This is a genomic window from Sulfitobacter sediminilitoris, from assembly GCF_010667575.1.
In the GTDB taxonomy this organism is placed as follows: domain Bacteria; phylum Pseudomonadota; class Alphaproteobacteria; order Rhodobacterales; family Rhodobacteraceae; genus Sulfitobacter; species Sulfitobacter sediminilitoris.
Genome location: NZ_JAABNT010000011.1, coordinates 61,967 through 77,311 on the forward strand (window position 1 = coordinate 61,967; position 15,345 = coordinate 77,311).

A 15,345-nucleotide genomic window follows, 5' to 3' on the forward strand; every position below is an offset into this window, starting at 1 on the left:
TTCAATGTGCGGAAGGAACTAGTTCATGACGATTGATTTGAAGTCAATGTCACGCAAACAACTTGAGAAACACCTTAAGGATGTAAAGAAGGCTCTTCAGGATGCGCAAGCGCGCGACCGTCGAGAAGCCAAGAAAGCGGCCCAAAAAGCGGCTGCTGAATTCGGGTTTTCACTGGATGAATTGTCAGAGACTGACAATGCACCCCGTAAAGCACGGAAAACCAAGCAAAAATCAGCAGGCCCAAAATCAAAGCCAAAATTCGCAAACCCATCTGATCCAAAACAAACCTGGACAGGAAAAGGCCGTCAGCCGAATTGGTTTCGTGCAGAGATTGAAAAGGGCACGGCGCCCGAAGCAATGGAAATCTGAAGACTCACTCGCGCAAGGCTTGTGAATTGCGCGGGTATCGGAACAGGTTCAATTGCCGAATACCACCCCGATTCAATAAAGACCCAGCGCTAAATATTCAGGGTTTCGCGAATCTTAATTCCACCCGTACAAGAATTGCAGGCCATAGCCGCACGAATTGAGTGTGCTTTCGTAGATTTTCGCCCTTGCCCGATTTGCCTGGCAAGGGCAGTCTGTGCTGCACGAATACAGGAGTGACAGCAGATGACCGTTCATATCGGGGCAGCACCGGGCCAAATCGCCGAGACCGTATTGATGCCGGGCGACCCGTATCGTGCAAAATGGGCTGCGGAAACCTTTCTTGATGGTGCCGAACTGGTCAATGAAGTGCGCGGCATGCTGGGCTTTACCGGGACTTGGAAAGGCAACCCTGTGACCATTCAGGGGTCTGGCATGGGCATGCCGTCCCTGTCGATCTATGCCAATGAACTGATCAGCAGCTATAACGCCCAAACGCTGATCCGCATTGGGTCATGTGGTGGTATGCAGCCCCATGTGGACATCCGTGATGTGATCATCGCCATGTCGGCGACCACGATCACCTCGCCTTCCTCCGGTATATTCAAAGAGGTGAACTTTGCCCCGACCGCTGACTGGTCGTTGCTACGCGCAGCCGTCACCGCGGCAGAGACCAAGGGCGGCAAGACCCATGTGGGCGGCATCTATTCTTCTGACGTTTTCTACGCCGAAAGACCTGACCTGGACGAACAGATGGTCCGGCACGGTATCCTTGGGGTCGAGATGGAAGCGGCAGAGCTTTACACACTTGCGGCGCGACATGGTCGTCGGGCGCTTGCCGTGCTGACAGTTTCAGACCACCTTCAGACCGGTGAGGCGCTGCCCTCAGCAGACCGAGAGCGGACCTTCGGGGATATGGTAGAGATTGCCTTGGAAGCCGCCTTCGCCTGAAGCGGCCCCGTCACAAACCATGGGTTCGGTCATACCCGTTTACGGAAGGTGGCTCCCAACCGGTGAGCGCCCCTTCTTCAGGCGCGAACACCTCGACCAGAAGCGGATGACATGCCGCCACATCCGAGGAATGCTCTGCCGAACAATCGCCGCCCGGACAGGCACTCAGCGCACCAAGCAGATCTATTTCCGCGAAGAATTCAAGATAATCGCCGGGTCGCACAGGGCTGGCCTTCATGAAGTATTGGCCGGTATCCCGCGTGAAACCAGTGCACATGAAGACGTTGAGCACGTCGTGGACGTGCGTTTCAGCCTGATCTGCCGGTACGCCCAGATGGCTGGCCAACGCACGCGTCAGATTGGAATGGCAGCAATGGTGATATTGTCCGCCTTTCAACAGGTTGTGTGTGTAAGGATCGCAGCGTGTGCCGATGACGTCATGGACAGAGCCGCCAAAGGTGTCGATGCCGTACCATCCCAAGGTATCCTGCGTAATTGTCGCCATGGGCCGCAGACCCGGAAAGCTGGACCACATCCGCTCGCCCGTTGTGATGTGCGTGCCATGCAATGCGCGGGTTTTGCCGGAATAGAAGCGTTCGCTCAGATCCTTGGCATTCCAGAGATTCAAATCGCCCACCTGCGGCCCCTCGACAGAGGTAATGCGAAAGAAATGGCCAGCCGGGACCTGGAATGTGCGGGCATCGCGCGGCGGCACGGTGACTTCGTCGATCTTGCGCAAGCTGTGACGCGCATCATCCAGCAGTGCCATGTCAGGCTGCGGCAGCGTGTCCACAGGGTAGCAAATGACCGGTTTGACTGCCCGCCGGGCCTCTGCGTCCTTTGGCGCGCCACTCATGCGTTTTGCCCTGCGATCCGCCCAGAGAAGAGACAGCCCCCCAGAAATGTGCCTTCGAGCGCATTGTACCCGTGGTACCCGCCGCCACCAAAGCCGCAGACCTCGCCCGCTGCGAAAAGGCCGGGCAGAACATTGCCCGATGGTGTCAGGACGCGCCCGTTGATGTCCGTGTGCAAGCCGCCCAGCGATTTGCGCGTCAGCACGTTCAGACGCACAGCGATCAGCGGTCCATTCACCTTGCTCAATATCTCTTGGGGTTTTGCCGTGCGGATCAGCTTGTCTCCCTTGTAGCTACGCGCGCCATGGATGGCCGTGATTTGGGCGTCCTTGCAGAACGGATTCTTCAACTGCAAATCCCGCGCCCTGATCTGGGTGCGAATATGGTCAAGATCCAGCGGATGATCCGGCGTGATCTTGTTCATCCCGGCCACCAGCGTTTCGAGATCATCAGCCACGACGAAATCTTCGCCGTGCTCCTTGAACGCCTCAACCGCGGGCGTGGCCCCTGACCCAAGGCGCGCCTTGATCACGTCCCGCCAGCCACCATCAGTCAGGTCCGGGTTCTGTTCGGACCCAGAAAGGGCGAACTCTTTTTCGATGATCTTTTGCGTCAGGATGAACCAGCTGTGTTCGCCCACCGACAGAATGCGCTTGAGCGTCCCCAAGGTGTCAAATCCGGGCAAATATGGGGCCTCCATCCGGTCTCCCTTGGCATCAAACCACAAAGACGAGGGGCCCGGCAGAACGCGGATACCATGGTTGGGCCAGATCGGGTTCCAGTTCTTCAATCCTTCGCAGTAATGCCACATGCGGTCTTCGTTGATCAGACCTGCACCCGCCGCAGCCGCAATACCGTGCATCTTGCCGTCCACGTAATCAGGGACCCCCGCGACCATCTTGTCAGGCGCTGCACCCAGCCGGGCGGTCGGCCAATGCTTGCGTACAACATCATGGTTGCCGCCGATCCCGCCGGTCGTCAGCACAATAGCCTCGGCGTCATGCTCGAAACTGCCAGCTACAACGCGTGACGTGCTTTCGCCGCGCAGGGCAGTGCTGCTTTCTAGTACATCGCCCCGCACCCCGGTGACCGCACCGTTACTATTGACCAGTTCAGTGACGCGGTGGCGAAAGGCCAGCTTCATCTTTCCCTCATTGGCGTATTTCACCATCAGGTCAGCGAAGGGCTTCACCACCCCGGTGCCCGTCCCCCAAGTGATATGAAAGCGTGGCACCGTATTGCCATGTCCATGCGCCATCTCGCCCCCGCGCTCGGCCCAGCCGACCACCGGGAACCAGCGCATCCCGATGTTGTAACACCACTGCCGCATGCCGCCGCCAGCCCAGTCGATAAACTGTTCCGCATATGCGCGCGGGTTGGCATCCTCAGGCCGGTCGAACTGTGCCGATCCCATCCAGTCGCTCAGGGCCAGCTCCTTGCTGTCCTTGATGCCCAGCCGCCGCTGTTCGGGCGTGTTGACCATGAAAAGACCGCCAAGCGACCAGAACGCCTGCCCGCCCAAGGATTGGGGCGCTTCCTGATCCAGCATCAGCACCCTGCGGCCACGCAAGACAGCCTCATGCGCGGCCACCATTCCGGCAAGGCCTGCGCCAACGACGATCACATCTGCTTTGAATTCCGACATACAGTCCCCCGGTCCTGAGGGACGTTAGCCCGCGCCTCCGCGACTTGTCGAGAAATACCCGGGGTCACAGCCTTGGTGCATCTATCGCAGCGAGGCAGCGGTCAGGCGGGCCGGTGCTGCGAAAAGCCTCGGCGCCGCAGGTGATGCAATTGTACTTGATCAACGCGCCCTTGCTGCCGACCTTGCTTTGCCGCCACCGGCAGCGACGACGGTCCTTGTTTCGATGCGCGTAGACCGCAACAGCGATCACCACGATGATCAGGGCAGGAAGCAATAACATCGGCAGTCTCGTCCGGCCTCGGACTGCCTGCGCCCCAGTTTGGACGAAGACAGGCCAAAGGCACTGGAAGAGTGGTGTCAGATGGTCCGTTCGACCATCAGTTTCTTGATCTTGGCAATGGCCGCCGCCGGGTTCAGACCCTTCGGGCAGGTCTTGGCGCAGTTCATGATCGTGTGGCACCGGTAGAGCTTGAAGGGGTCTTCCAGCTCGTCCAGCCGTTCACCTGTCGCCTCATCCCGTGAATCGATGATCCAGCGGTAGGCATGCAGCAGTGCTGCTGGCCCTAGGTAACGGTCGCCGTTCCACCAGTAGCTGGGGCAAGACGTCGAACAGCAGGCGCACATGATGCATTCGTACAAACCGTCCAGCTTTTCGCGATCTTCGATGGACTGTTTCCATTCCTTCGCGGGCGCTGGCGTTTCTGTCTCAAGCCATGGCTGGATGCTGGCGTGCTGTGCGTAGAAATGCGTCAGATCCGGGATCAGATCCTTGACCACGGGCATGTGCGGCAGCGGATAAATCTTGACTGCACCCTTCACCTCGGCCACGCCATAAGTGCAGGCCAGAGTGTTTATGCCATCGATGTTCATTGCGCATGAGCCACAGATGCCTTCGCGGCAGGAGCGGCGGAATGTGAGCGTCGGGTCAATCTCGTTCTTGATCTTGATCAGGGCATCCAAGATCATTGGCCCGCAGGTATCCATATCGACGAAATAGGTGTCGATGGCCGGATTCTTGTCGTCATCCGGGCTCCAGCGATAGATGTGGAATTCCTTGACGTTGGTAGCACCTTCGGGGCGTGGCCATGTTTTCCCTGTCGTCATGCGGGAGTTCTTGGGGAGTGTCAGCTGAACCATGTCGCTTCTCCGTTTCTTGGGCAGAGGCTTGCCCGTTTCATCTCATGCGCCCGTTGGCGCGTTCTGTTCATGCAGTGCCTAACGAACAGACTGCAAAATTCTTTGTGATACCTGAGGCAGATCGTGTGTTGCTCACTCAAATAATCCCACTGCTCAGGGCGCGACTTTGCAGGCATTGTGCCGTCTCTGGCCGCGCCAGAACCGTGCGCACGGTCGTCACGGTCTGTTCGTCCACACCGACAATCGCAGCCCGCGCAAAATCCCTGATTTCCAACGCCGAAGAGTTGTCGATGATACAATCCGTAAACGGCGTGATCAGCTCTTTGGGCACCTGTGGAAAGCGTGTGGCAAGCGTCTCTGTGACCACGCCCTTCGCCCCTTGCCGTGCAGTGTCGTCCACGGCCTGCTGCACTTGCGTGCAGGCCGAAAGCGTCGCCGCGATCAATGCAAGGGTCGCAAGGCGCATTGGCGTCAGTACACCCGTGCCTTGGGAGCGATCTTTTTCAGGTCGATCCCGCCCTCGTTGTGGCTGGTCAGCGGCTTCAGATGCACGCCCCGGAAACCAAGCGAGGCCTCGTTCCCTTTGAACCAGATGAGGCTATGCTTGCGCCAGTTCTCATCGTCACGATCAGGATAATCCTCGTGCGCGTGTGCACCTCGGCTTTCCTTACGTGCTGCCGCAGCGGTGATTGTCGCAACCGCGTTTGGCATCAGGTTGGTCAGCTCAAGCGTTTCCATCAGGTCAGAGTTCCAGACGAGGGTTTTGTCTGTCACATGCAGGTCATCCAGCTTGCCGGCAACGCCTTTCATCTTTTCCTCGCCCTCAGCCAGCGTCTTGTCCGTACGGAAGACGGCAGCATCGGCCTGCATTGTCTTTTGCATCTCAAGGCGCAGTTCCGCGGTGGGCACGTGACCATTGGCATAGCGAAGACCATCAAAGCGGCTGAACGCGGCCTCAACCGAACGCTTGTTCGGTGTCGGGACCGGTGCGTTTGCATCCACAACTTCCTTGGCGCGGATCGCAGCGGCACGGCCAAAGACCACAAGGTCGATGAGCGAGTTGGAGCCCAGACGGTTTGCGCCATGCACCGACGCACAGCCCGCTTCGCCCACCGCCATCAGACCGGGTGAGACATTATCGGGGCTGTCCTTGGTCGGAGCCAGCACCTCGCCCCAGTAGTTCGTGGGGATGCCACCCATGTTGTAGTGCACCGTCGGAAGAACCGGGATCGGCTCTTTGGTCAGGTCTACACCGGCAAAGATACGTGCGCTTTCCGAGATGCCGGGCAGTCGCAGGTCCAGCGTTTCCGGTGGCAGGTGGTTCAGATGCAGGTGGATGTGGTCCTTGTTCTCGCCCACGCCGCGCCCTTCGCGGATTTCCATGGTCATGCAGCGGCTGACCACGTCACGGGACGCAAGGTCCTTGTAGGTCGGCGCATAGCGCTCCATGAACCGCTCGCCTTCGGAGTTGGTTAGGTATCCGCCCTCGCCCCGCGCCCCTTCGGTGATCAGACACCCGGCACCGTAGATGCCGGTGGGGTGAAACTGCACGAATTCCATGTCCTGAAGCGGCAGGCCCGCGCGGGCCGTCATGCCGCCACCGTCGCCGGTGCAGGTATGCGCAGAGGTCGCCGAGAAATAGGCACGGCCATAACCGCCGGTCGCAAGCACGACCATCTTGGCGGCGAAAAGGTGCATCGTGCCGTCGTCCAGTTTCCAGCACAGCACGCCCTGGCAAACACCGTCATCCGACATGATCAGGTCGATTGCGAAATACTCGATGTAGAATTCCGCGTTGTTCTTTAGCGACTGGCCATAAAGCGTGTGCAGAATGGCGTGACCGGTCCGGTCGGCGGCCGCACAGGTGCGCTGCACAGGCGGGCCTTCGCCAAACTCGGTCGTGTGACCGCCAAAGGGACGCTGATAGATTTTGCCCTCTTCGGTACGCGAAAACGGCACGCCGTAGTGCTCAAGCTCGTACACCGCCTTGGGCGCCTCGCGCGCGAGATACTCCATCGCGTCCGTGTCGCCCAACCAATCTGAGCCCTTGACCGTGTCATACATATGCCACTGCCAGTTGTCGGGACCCATGTTGCTCAGGCTGGCGGCAATACCGCCTTGCGCGGCAACCGTATGCGACCGGGTCGGGAATACTTTGGAAATACAGGCAGTGCGCAGGCCCTGCTCTGCCATGCCCAGTGTTGCGCGCAGGCCAGCACCGCCAGCGCCCACAACAACCACGTCATATTCGTGGGTTTCATACTCATATGCGGCCATATCGGTCTCCCTTCGGGAATGAAATCAAAGCGCCAGCTTGGCGATGGCGAAAACACCAACCGCCGCTGCGCCGTAGCTGAGGCAGGTCATCAGAATGATCGTGATCTTCTGCGCCGTACCATGCACATAGTCTTCGATCAGCGTTTGACAGCCGTCGTTGAAGTGTTTGAACCCTACCGCCAGCGTCAGCGCCGCGATGATCGCAGGCGTCGGACGGCTGTAATAGGCCAGGATCTCTTCATAAGTGCCGCCAAGGGCTGCACCGAAAGTGAACACGAACAAGGGCATGAGGATCAGCAACGCGACCGAGCTGACCTTCATGGACCAGAAATGTTCCGTCCCCGACTTTGCAGAACCCAGCCCCATCGCACGTTTGCGGTCTGTCAAAAAAGCCATCATCCCTCTCCTTATGCCAGTGCCGCTACGGTGATCAGCGTCAGAAGTACCGATCCACCCAAACAGGCCCAGCCCATCTTTTCAGCCGTGGGAATATCCAGCCCGATGCCGTTGTCCCAAATCAGGTGCCGGATCCCCGCCAGCGTGTGGTACCAAAGCCCAAGAACCGAGAAGAGCATCACCAGATCGCCGAACCAGCTGGTGACGAAAGCATTCGCAGTGTTGAAGTATTCTTCTGAGGTTGCAGCAGCAAGAAACCACCAGACGATCATCAGGGCAGCGATCAACATCGCGTTTCCCGTGATCCGGGTCAGGATGGAAGTCATAGACGTCAGTTGTGGACGGTAGATCGTCAAATGAGGCGACAGGGGACGATTGCCCCGGTTTACATCGGCCATGGCACGGGTCCTTTAAAGGTGGCTATGTGATCTTTTATTGGCTGAACCAAGTCATAGCGGATTTTATAGCAGTGTCACGGGGTTCGGAACATTTGACGCAGTCTTTGCCAAAGATTTGCAGGCAAAATATGCTTCATGGATGTTTGTATCTCACTTTGTGATCACACGCCAACGCGCTGTGATCACAACCATCCAGTGCAAACGGCAAGCGACTCAGTTGCTTCGTCGTCTCGCGTTGCAATTTGCGTCTGATCTGCTCGGGATAATCGTCAAATCCGCTGGCGGTGATCACAAATGCGCCTTCCCCAACAATCAGGTTCTCGAAAAAATATGCCGTCAGATCGGTCTCCTCAGTTTCAATGGCAATTGCATTGATCGTGATGTCCTGGCTTCTCATCAACCCCAGCAAATCGCGCGGCTCCACCCCTTCGTTCGATATGCCGTCCCCTGACACGTCAATCACCCGACGCTTGCACTGCGGTACCGCATCAAAAAGCGCCGCAGATACCTCAATTGCCTCTCCGATCGCCGTGGAAAAATTGCGCCAGCGCCGCTGATCATCGTTGATCCGCACGGCAAGCGCCTCCACGTCTTCGATCCCGTTGATCGCTGTCCATGGGATCGTCTGCCGCTGCCGCGACGCTCCGGTCCACTGCACCAGCGTGATCTGCGCCTGCGCGTCAATCAGCGCATCAGCAACTGACCCATCGCCCAAGGCCAGCGCCAGGCCATTCATCTGCACACGATATTCGCGACTGTCGACGGAACCTGAGACGTCAACAGCCAGCACCAGGGCGAGTTCGCAGGCGTCCGCACATAGCGGCAGAAACGAAACAATGAGGGCGTATAGCAAACGCATGCCATCAGCCTAGCCAACCTGAGCACAGATGCCATTCATATATTGGCTAACCTCGGCCGAAATGCCTTTAGTTGAAAAAGAGCGCAAAACCTCCGGCGTTGCCGCCAGTCAGACGATTGAAAGCCAACCACCGCTGCCGCGATATCATTGGACCTTTCGCTGCGTATTCATACGCGCCGATCCCATGCACCCAGTCCAGCAAATCAAGTGGGCCAGGATTTTCGGCATACGCCTTCAAGCTGATCCCGACACCCTCGGGCAAAAGCGGATGCGGCAGCAGCAGTCTGCCTTCAAGTAAAGCCTCCGCATCATCTAGGATCGCTTGCCATGCGTCGGCAGTCTGCTGGTTTACCGCAATGCCAAGCGCAGAGCTTTGGGACGGGTTTGGTATCCACTCGCGATCATTATCCTGTTCTTCCTGCAGCAAGGCCCAGAAAAGCCGGTTCTCTACCAGCATCGCCCGCCAGTGATCGCGTGCCGCCGTAACGCGTTCCGCCTTTGGTTGCTGGCGCAAGGCGCTTAGAAGGACATACAATGAATCCGCCTGCTGGACCCATTTGTCTTCAAAGCCTCGCTTCGGGTTATTCAGCTTTGCGTTTGCCGCTGATATTTCGGCCTGCAGAAAACGTTGCTCTTGCCGCAGCAGTACCACTACCTCGGTTTCGATCTTGGCACGCTCTGCTGTCAGGGCTCGGATTTCAGCGTCGTCTTGCGGTGTCGCCGCGCGGAGCGCTTGCTCGCGCGCGCGGAGTTGCTGAAGACGCTCGTTCTGCCTCTTTACCGAACGGTCCACACGCCTTTTCTCGGCATTCAGTGCCGCAATTTCCAGCATCAGTGCATCTTTGTCATAGGTATTCGGAACAATTGGCACCTGTGAGAGCCGCTCTCGGCGGTTAACAAGATTTTCGATGATTGGCGCGGGATCAAAGGCGACAAATAGATTTCCCATTCCGGACAGCATATGGGTATAGGCCGTCAGCCAAGCATGATCAGCCTCGTCGAAGCGAACCGTGATCGGCCCCTCAAGTGCGCCAGTTGCTTCGACTTGCTGCATCGCACGTCGCCCCAACAACAATGGGCCAAGCGCGTCGACCACACCTTCGTTCGCCTCCCGGCTCCCGTTGCTGTTCACGTCAAACCAAACATCTTGCACGGTCAGATCAAACGGCAACACACGCCCGGCATCGGCCGCGTCTTTCAGCACGGCACGCGCGTTTTGTAGATCCGTAAGCGCGGTTAGCATCATCTTCGTCAGCGTGTCGGGTTGCGCCTGCTTTGGTTGCGGGTTGCGCGGTCCCAGCTCAAGGCGAAGTATCGGCAGTTCTCTCATCGGACCGCCAAGTCCGAATTCGTAGCGCGTTTGCAGTGTTTTTTCGAGCCCTCGCAGGGTTATCAACATGCCCAATTCAAAACCATGCGCATCGCTTTGGGATGACAACGCTTCTATCCGCGACTGCAGGCCAATCTCAGCCAAAGGTGCGTTCACCTGCTGCGCCGAAGCACCAAAATTGACTGTCAGCGCGACAAGGCAGCCAGAAATCCAACGCATCATTGGGCGATGATCCTTCAGAAATGCAAAAGGGTGCGCAAGTTCTTGACCAGCGCACCCTTGGAAAGAAAACAGAACTAGTGCTTATGTGAGGCTGTCGTCGATGCCTTTACAAGCTTCCACCAAGCCTTTGACAGCATTGACAGAATTATCGAACATCGCCTGCTCGTCCTTGTTCATCGAAATCTCAACCACACGTTCGATGCCGCCTGCACCGATCACTGTCGGCACGCCCACGTAAAAGCCGTTCAGCCCGTAGGCACCGTCAACATACGCCGCGCAGGGCAGCACGCGCTTTTGATCTTTCAGATAGCTTTCAGCCATCTCAATCGCGGATGTTGCAGGCGCATAAAACGCCGAACCGGTCTTGAGCAGACCAACAATCTCGGCACCGCCATCGCGCGTCCGCTGAACGATCGCGTCCAGCTTTTCCTGTGTTGTCCAACCCATCTTGACCAGATCGGGCAGCGGGATACCCGCGACCGTGGAATAACGCACAAGCGGCACCATCGTGTCACCGTGGCCACCCAGAACGAATGCCGTGACGTCTTTCATGGAGACGTTGAATTCGGAGGCAAGGAAGTGACGGAAGCGCGCGCTGTCAAGCACACCTGCCATGCCGCATACTTTCTCATGCGGCAGACCGGAAAATTCGCGCAGCGCCCAAACCATCGCATCAAGCGGGTTTGTGATGCAGATCACAAAAGCGTCCGGCGCGTGCGCGGCGATACCTTCACCAACAGATTTCATGACCTTGAGGTTGATGCCCAGCAGATCATCACGGCTCATCCCCGGCTTGCGGGCGACGCCAGCGGTGACGATGCAGACGTCAGCGCCTGCAATGTCCGCGTAGTCCTGTGTGCCGGACATGGTCGCGTCAAACTTGGCAGATGGACCCGACTCTGCGATGTCGAGCGCCTTGCCTTCCGGGATGCCCTCCGCGATGTCGAACAGAACAACGTCGCCGAGTTCCTTGAGTGCTGCAAGGTGCGCAAGTGTGCCGCCGATTTGCCCCGCGCCGATGAGCGCGATTTTGGGTCTGGCCATGGTGATATCTCCGATAGAGTTGCGTTGCGCCGGGGATAGCGAAATGCGTGTCGTCCTGCAAGTTCAGCCTTTGAGCAAGCTGCGTCCTTATCAAAACGATAGGTGAGGGCCGGCAAAAACGACGCCCCTCAATCTTGATTATGCCAGCGTGAGTTGGTTTTTGTGTTCACGCATCGCTTCAGGCTTTTTCTCTGTGCTGTCGGTGTAGAAACGGTATCCGTCACAGTCTTCGTTCTTCAGGACCTGAACTTGCTCAGAGTTCACAGCTACCGGCATTCGCCTGACCCAAGAAAACCGCAAACACCACGATGCACGGTGCGAATATCGCCATCTTTGCATACCATGATGTCGTCAATCTCACCGATGTTATTCCATGCGCTCTCTGCGCCGTCACCTAAACGAACATGCGTCTCCCTCTCAGTTTCGACGTTGTCGTTCCACATACCGATCAGGTCGCGAGAATAATGATCGCCCTGTTCATAGGTCTTAGTGCCGGCACCCGCTGTCTCGCTCGAATTTGAGCCTGCAATGGCAGCGCCGGAAAGGGTCATCAATATGGGCTGTGGTCGTCAGAAAACGGTCTTTCTTGTTCTCCTTCTTTCTTGTGAATGTTGATCCATCTGATGCAGAAGAAGCAGCGGCAAAGGTAGATCGACCCTGAATTCATTACTATTTTTCAGATAATTGCATGCTGTGGTATAGTCATGGCCTTGCTGCTGGGCAGGACACCGGGTGCATCGCGCAGGCTCCGGAATGCCGCAAAATCACAGAGTGTTCAGGTTTGCTATCTTGCTGTATCTCCCCCATTGATAAGGGCAAGACGCCTATTGCAGCACGCAGACAATCCGCCAATGATCCTAAGATGTCTTGGGTGTGTTGCGATTGTCAGCCGCGTGTCTGTCTACGAAGACCCATGATTCAAGACATACATTTTTTATGCTGACCCTCGACCTTTTCTTCTTTATTGTCGCAGGTCCTGCGGTCCTCTTCGCCGGCATCTCGAAGGCGGGCTTTGGTTCAGGCGCGGCTTTCGCCTCGGCGACGATTCTGGCGCTGGTGGTCGAACCCGGACTGGCGCTTGGTGTCATGCTGCCGATGCTCATGTTGATCGACGTCAGTTCACTACGTCCGTACTGGAGGAAATGGAGCGCGCCCGATGTGAAGCTCTTGGTGCTGGGCGGATTGCCCGGCGTGGTGGCAGGGGCATTGCTGTATCAGGTGGCTTCTGCCGATCTGTTCCGCGTGCTGATTGGCGGCGTGGCAGTGGGTTTTGTCCTGTGGCAGCTTTTGCTTGCCTCCCAGCTTCTAAATCTTAAACGCGATCGCATGCCTGATTGGGCCGGTGTCGCATGGGGCACGGTGGTAGGATTTACCACGTTCGTCAGCCATGCAGGCGGCCCGCCCGCTGCCGTCTTCCTGCTAAGCCGCGGGCTCAACAAGACCCAGTTTCAAGCCAGCACGGTGCTGCTCTTTTGGGTCCTGAATATCGCAAAGTTCTTTCCCTACGCTGCTTTGGGCATGTTCACGGCACAGACCTTTCTTGCCAATATCGTGCTGGTGCCCTTTGCGCTTTTGGGAACGTGGATCGGCGTCAAGGCCCACCACCTGGTGCCAGAGCGAGTATTTTTCGGTCTGACTTATGTTCTGCTGCTTGTTACCGGATCCAAGCTGATCTGGGATGGCCTGACCTGATATCCGCTTCAGCAAAAAGGCGGACCATCTGGCCCGCCTTCCCGCTTCGTGGTCTGCACGATAATTCAGGCGTCACTACAGTTCATGCGTCACTACCCTTGGCCGGAAGGGCATCCGCGACTGTTTCAAAGGACTGTCCGGAAGCGACCAGACAGGTCAACCCACCGGGCATTGTCACCGTGATTGTCCAACTGCCCGTCTCTGTTGAGGCAAAAACCTCAACGACAGAGTTATTTGAGCCCAACCCCACAGATTGCCGTGTTTCGCCGTACCCTTCTGCCAGTTTTTCCACAACGGCCGCGCGCGGACCGCAGTTTCGGCTGCTTTGCGCAGCGACATCTGTGGTCGTCGCCAAAAACAAGGCCGCAGCAGCCGTCAGTGCGCCGAGTTTGAACATTTTTTCAGTTCTATTCATCCTATGTGCCTTCATTCGAAAGGCCGCACCCAAAGTCCTCGGACCTACCCCGGGTTTTCCCGGCGGGACCTGGGTGGCCCAGGTTGTGACATGTGGCTGCATGTCCCGCTCCGCACTCTCCGGCGGTCTTGCCGAAACGGCTCTCCCCATGGGATGCAACGGGGATCACTTTGCGGCTCAGGGTTGAAGTATTGGTTAACGTGGCGTCCGCAGACCCTCAAAATTTGATATTTGCTGCACTGCGGCGCAAATGGGCTTGAACTTTTGTGCAAATAATGCCCCCTTGCGCGCAATATTCTGACCCGGCGGTAATGCCGCCCAAGACCGGAAGCCAGCAATGCCCAAGATCGCCCGTCCCCTTCGTTCAGTCCTTTATATCCCCGGCTCCAAGCCGCGCGCCTTGGACAAAGCCCGTGGCCTGCCCTGCGATGCGATCATCTTTGACCTTGAAGATGCCGTAACGCCGGATGAAAAAGTCGCCGCGCGCGATACGCTGGCCGAAGCGCTGAAAGAGGGCCGTTATGGCAATCGGTACCGGGTCATCCGTATTAACGGCCTTGATACGCCATGGGGCGCAGATGATGCCGCTGCCGCTGCCAAAATGGACGCTGATGCGGTCCTTCTGCCAAAGGTCGGCAGCCCGGCCGACCTTGAAGCGCTGACTGAAATTGTTGGCGACATCCCGCTTTGGGCTATGATGGAGACACCGGGCGCGATGCTGAACGCCGCCGCCATCGCGGCGCACCGCCAGCTGGAAGCCATGGTCATGGGCACCAACGATCTGGCCAAAGATCTACAGACGCGCTTTCGCGCTGATCGTTTGCCACTGATAACGGGCCTTGGCCTGTGCGTACTGGCCGCCAAAGCGCATGAATGCGCCGTGATCGACGGTGTTTATAATGCGTTCAAGGATGACGAGGGCCTCAAGGTCGAATGTGATCAAGGTCGCGACATGGGCTTTGACGGCAAGACACTGATCCACCCTGCGCAGCTTGACGTTGCGAACGCCGCCTTCTCTCCGTCCGAAGAAGAAGCTGAACTTGCCCGCCGCCAGATTGCCGCATTCGAGGAAATCGAAGCCTCGGGTCAAGGTGTGGCAGTTGTTGACGGAAAGATCGTTGAGAACCTGCATGTTGCCACCGCACGCGAGACACTGGCCAAACTCGACGCCATTGCCGCAATGAACGAAGGATAACCCAATGACCCTGCTTCTTCTTGGCCTGATCCTGTGGATTGTCGCTCATTGGTTCAAACGCCTTGCTCCCGACGCACGGGCAAAGCTGGGCGATCCGGGCAAGGGCCTGGTCGCTCTGCTGGTGCTGGCAAGCGTCGTGCTGATGGTGCTGGGCTACCGGGGCGCTGATTTTATCCCGGTCTGGTATCCGCCGTCTTTCCTCACGGGGATCAACAATCTTGCCATGCTGCTGGCCTTCTGGGTCTACGGCTCTTCAGCTGCCAAGGGGGCCAAGGCATGGCCCGCCTACAAAACCCGCCATCCACAGTTGCTGGCGGTGAAAATCTGGGCAGCAGCGCATTTGCTGGTCAACGGCGATCTGGCTTCGATCATCCTGTTTGGCGGCTTGCTGGGTTGGGCAGTGGTTTCGGTCATCCTGATCAACCGCGCCGAACCAAACTGGACGCCACCGCCACCCGCAGGCCGCAAGACCTACATCCGACTCGCTGTGATATCTGCCGTGCTCTTCAGCGTTGTTGCGGCCATCCACACGTGGCTCGGCGTCTGGCCTTTCTCTTCCTAAG

The 15,345-nt window shown here is 57.7% G+C and carries 18 protein-coding genes; 5 read left to right on the plus strand and 13 right to left on the minus strand.

Going from position 1 to position 15,345, the window contains the following annotated elements; genetic code table 11:
• Positions 1–25 precede the first annotated feature (25 nt).
• The gene (locus GV827_RS16370) at positions 26–370 is read left to right on the plus strand and encodes an H-NS histone family protein (RefSeq protein ID WP_164354890.1); all 345 of its coding nucleotides are present in this window, start codon (positions 26–28) and stop codon (positions 368–370) included.
• Positions 371–613: 243 nt separating this feature from the next.
• Positions 614–1,318 (plus strand): purine-nucleoside phosphorylase, encoded by a 705-nt coding sequence (deoD, locus tag GV827_RS16375; RefSeq protein ID WP_164354891.1) that lies wholly within the window; start codon positions 614–616, stop codon positions 1,316–1,318.
• 10 nt (positions 1,319–1,328) lie between these two features.
• On the opposite strand, the gene GV827_RS16380 is transcribed toward deoD, so the two are convergent.
• From GV827_RS16380 to GV827_RS16435, 12 genes are all read right to left on the minus strand, one after another.
• Positions 1,329–2,174, minus strand: a complete 846-nt coding sequence (locus GV827_RS16380; RefSeq protein WP_164354892.1) for an urea carboxylase-associated family protein — start codon at positions 2,172–2,174, stop codon at positions 1,329–1,331.
• Positions 2,171–3,817: an FAD-binding dehydrogenase gene (locus GV827_RS16385; protein ID WP_164354893.1), complete on the minus strand. Its 1,647-nt coding sequence runs from the start codon at positions 3,815–3,817 to the stop codon at positions 2,171–2,173. The genes GV827_RS16380 and GV827_RS16385 overlap by 4 nt, the downstream gene beginning before the upstream one ends.
• A gap of 64 nt (positions 3,818–3,881) precedes the next feature.
• Positions 3,882–4,097, minus strand: a complete 216-nt coding sequence (locus GV827_RS16390; RefSeq protein WP_164354894.1) for a hypothetical protein — start codon at positions 4,095–4,097, stop codon at positions 3,882–3,884.
• 77 nt (positions 4,098–4,174) lie between these two features.
• Positions 4,175–4,954, minus strand: coding sequence for a succinate dehydrogenase iron-sulfur subunit (locus GV827_RS16395; protein ID WP_164354895.1), 780 nt, complete (start codon positions 4,952–4,954; stop codon positions 4,175–4,177).
• Between the two features lie 136 nt (positions 4,955–5,090).
• Positions 5,091–5,420, minus strand: coding sequence for a hypothetical protein (locus GV827_RS16400; RefSeq protein ID WP_164354896.1), 330 nt, complete (start codon positions 5,418–5,420; stop codon positions 5,091–5,093).
• Between the two features lie 5 nt (positions 5,421–5,425).
• On the minus strand, positions 5,426–7,231 hold the full coding sequence (gene sdhA, locus GV827_RS16405; RefSeq protein ID WP_164354897.1) for a succinate dehydrogenase flavoprotein subunit: 1,806 nt from the start codon (positions 7,229–7,231) through the stop codon (positions 5,426–5,428).
• A gap of 24 nt (positions 7,232–7,255) precedes the next feature.
• Positions 7,256–7,627, minus strand: coding sequence for a succinate dehydrogenase, hydrophobic membrane anchor protein (gene sdhD, locus GV827_RS16410; protein WP_164354898.1), 372 nt, complete (start codon positions 7,625–7,627; stop codon positions 7,256–7,258).
• 11 nt (positions 7,628–7,638) lie between these two features.
• Entirely contained in the window at positions 7,639–8,025 is a 387-nt protein-coding gene (gene sdhC / locus GV827_RS16415) for a succinate dehydrogenase, cytochrome b556 subunit (protein WP_164354899.1), read from the minus strand.
• 133 nt (positions 8,026–8,158) lie between these two features.
• Complete coding sequence (locus tag GV827_RS16420; RefSeq protein ID WP_164354900.1) at positions 8,159–8,884, minus strand: DUF1194 domain-containing protein; 726 nt, start codon at positions 8,882–8,884, stop codon at positions 8,159–8,161.
• Positions 8,885–8,951: 67 nt separating this feature from the next.
• On the minus strand, positions 8,952–10,436 hold the full coding sequence (locus tag GV827_RS16425; RefSeq protein WP_164354901.1) for a hypothetical protein: 1,485 nt from the start codon (positions 10,434–10,436) through the stop codon (positions 8,952–8,954).
• Between the two features lie 81 nt (positions 10,437–10,517).
• Positions 10,518–11,480, minus strand: a complete 963-nt coding sequence (gene mdh, locus GV827_RS16430; protein ID WP_164354902.1) for a malate dehydrogenase — start codon at positions 11,478–11,480, stop codon at positions 10,518–10,520.
• 266 nt (positions 11,481–11,746) lie between these two features.
• Positions 11,747–12,031 (minus strand): hypothetical protein, encoded by a 285-nt coding sequence (locus GV827_RS16435; protein ID WP_164354903.1) that lies wholly within the window; start codon positions 12,029–12,031, stop codon positions 11,747–11,749.
• 385 nt (positions 12,032–12,416) lie between these two features.
• Here GV827_RS16435 and GV827_RS16440 point away from each other — a divergent pair, with 385 nt between their 5' ends.
• The gene (locus GV827_RS16440; protein ID WP_164354904.1) at positions 12,417–13,172 is read left to right on the plus strand and encodes a sulfite exporter TauE/SafE family protein; all 756 of its coding nucleotides are present in this window, start codon (positions 12,417–12,419) and stop codon (positions 13,170–13,172) included.
• Positions 13,173–13,254: 82 nt separating this feature from the next.
• Here GV827_RS16440 and GV827_RS16445 read toward each other — a convergent pair whose 3' ends face one another.
• Complete coding sequence (locus GV827_RS16445) at positions 13,255–13,587, minus strand: hypothetical protein (protein WP_164354905.1); 333 nt, start codon at positions 13,585–13,587, stop codon at positions 13,255–13,257.
• A 337-nt stretch (positions 13,588–13,924) separates the two neighbouring features.
• Here GV827_RS16445 and GV827_RS16450 point away from each other — a divergent pair, with 337 nt between their 5' ends.
• Together GV827_RS16450 and GV827_RS16455 are read left to right on the plus strand one after the other, a co-directional pair.
• On the plus strand, positions 13,925–14,782 hold the full coding sequence (locus GV827_RS16450; RefSeq protein WP_164354906.1) for an HpcH/HpaI aldolase/citrate lyase family protein: 858 nt from the start codon (positions 13,925–13,927) through the stop codon (positions 14,780–14,782).
• 4 nt (positions 14,783–14,786) lie between these two features.
• On the plus strand, positions 14,787–15,344 hold the full coding sequence (locus GV827_RS16455) for an NnrU family protein (protein ID WP_164354907.1): 558 nt from the start codon (positions 14,787–14,789) through the stop codon (positions 15,342–15,344).
• The last annotated feature ends 1 nt before the right edge of the window (position 15,345 follow it).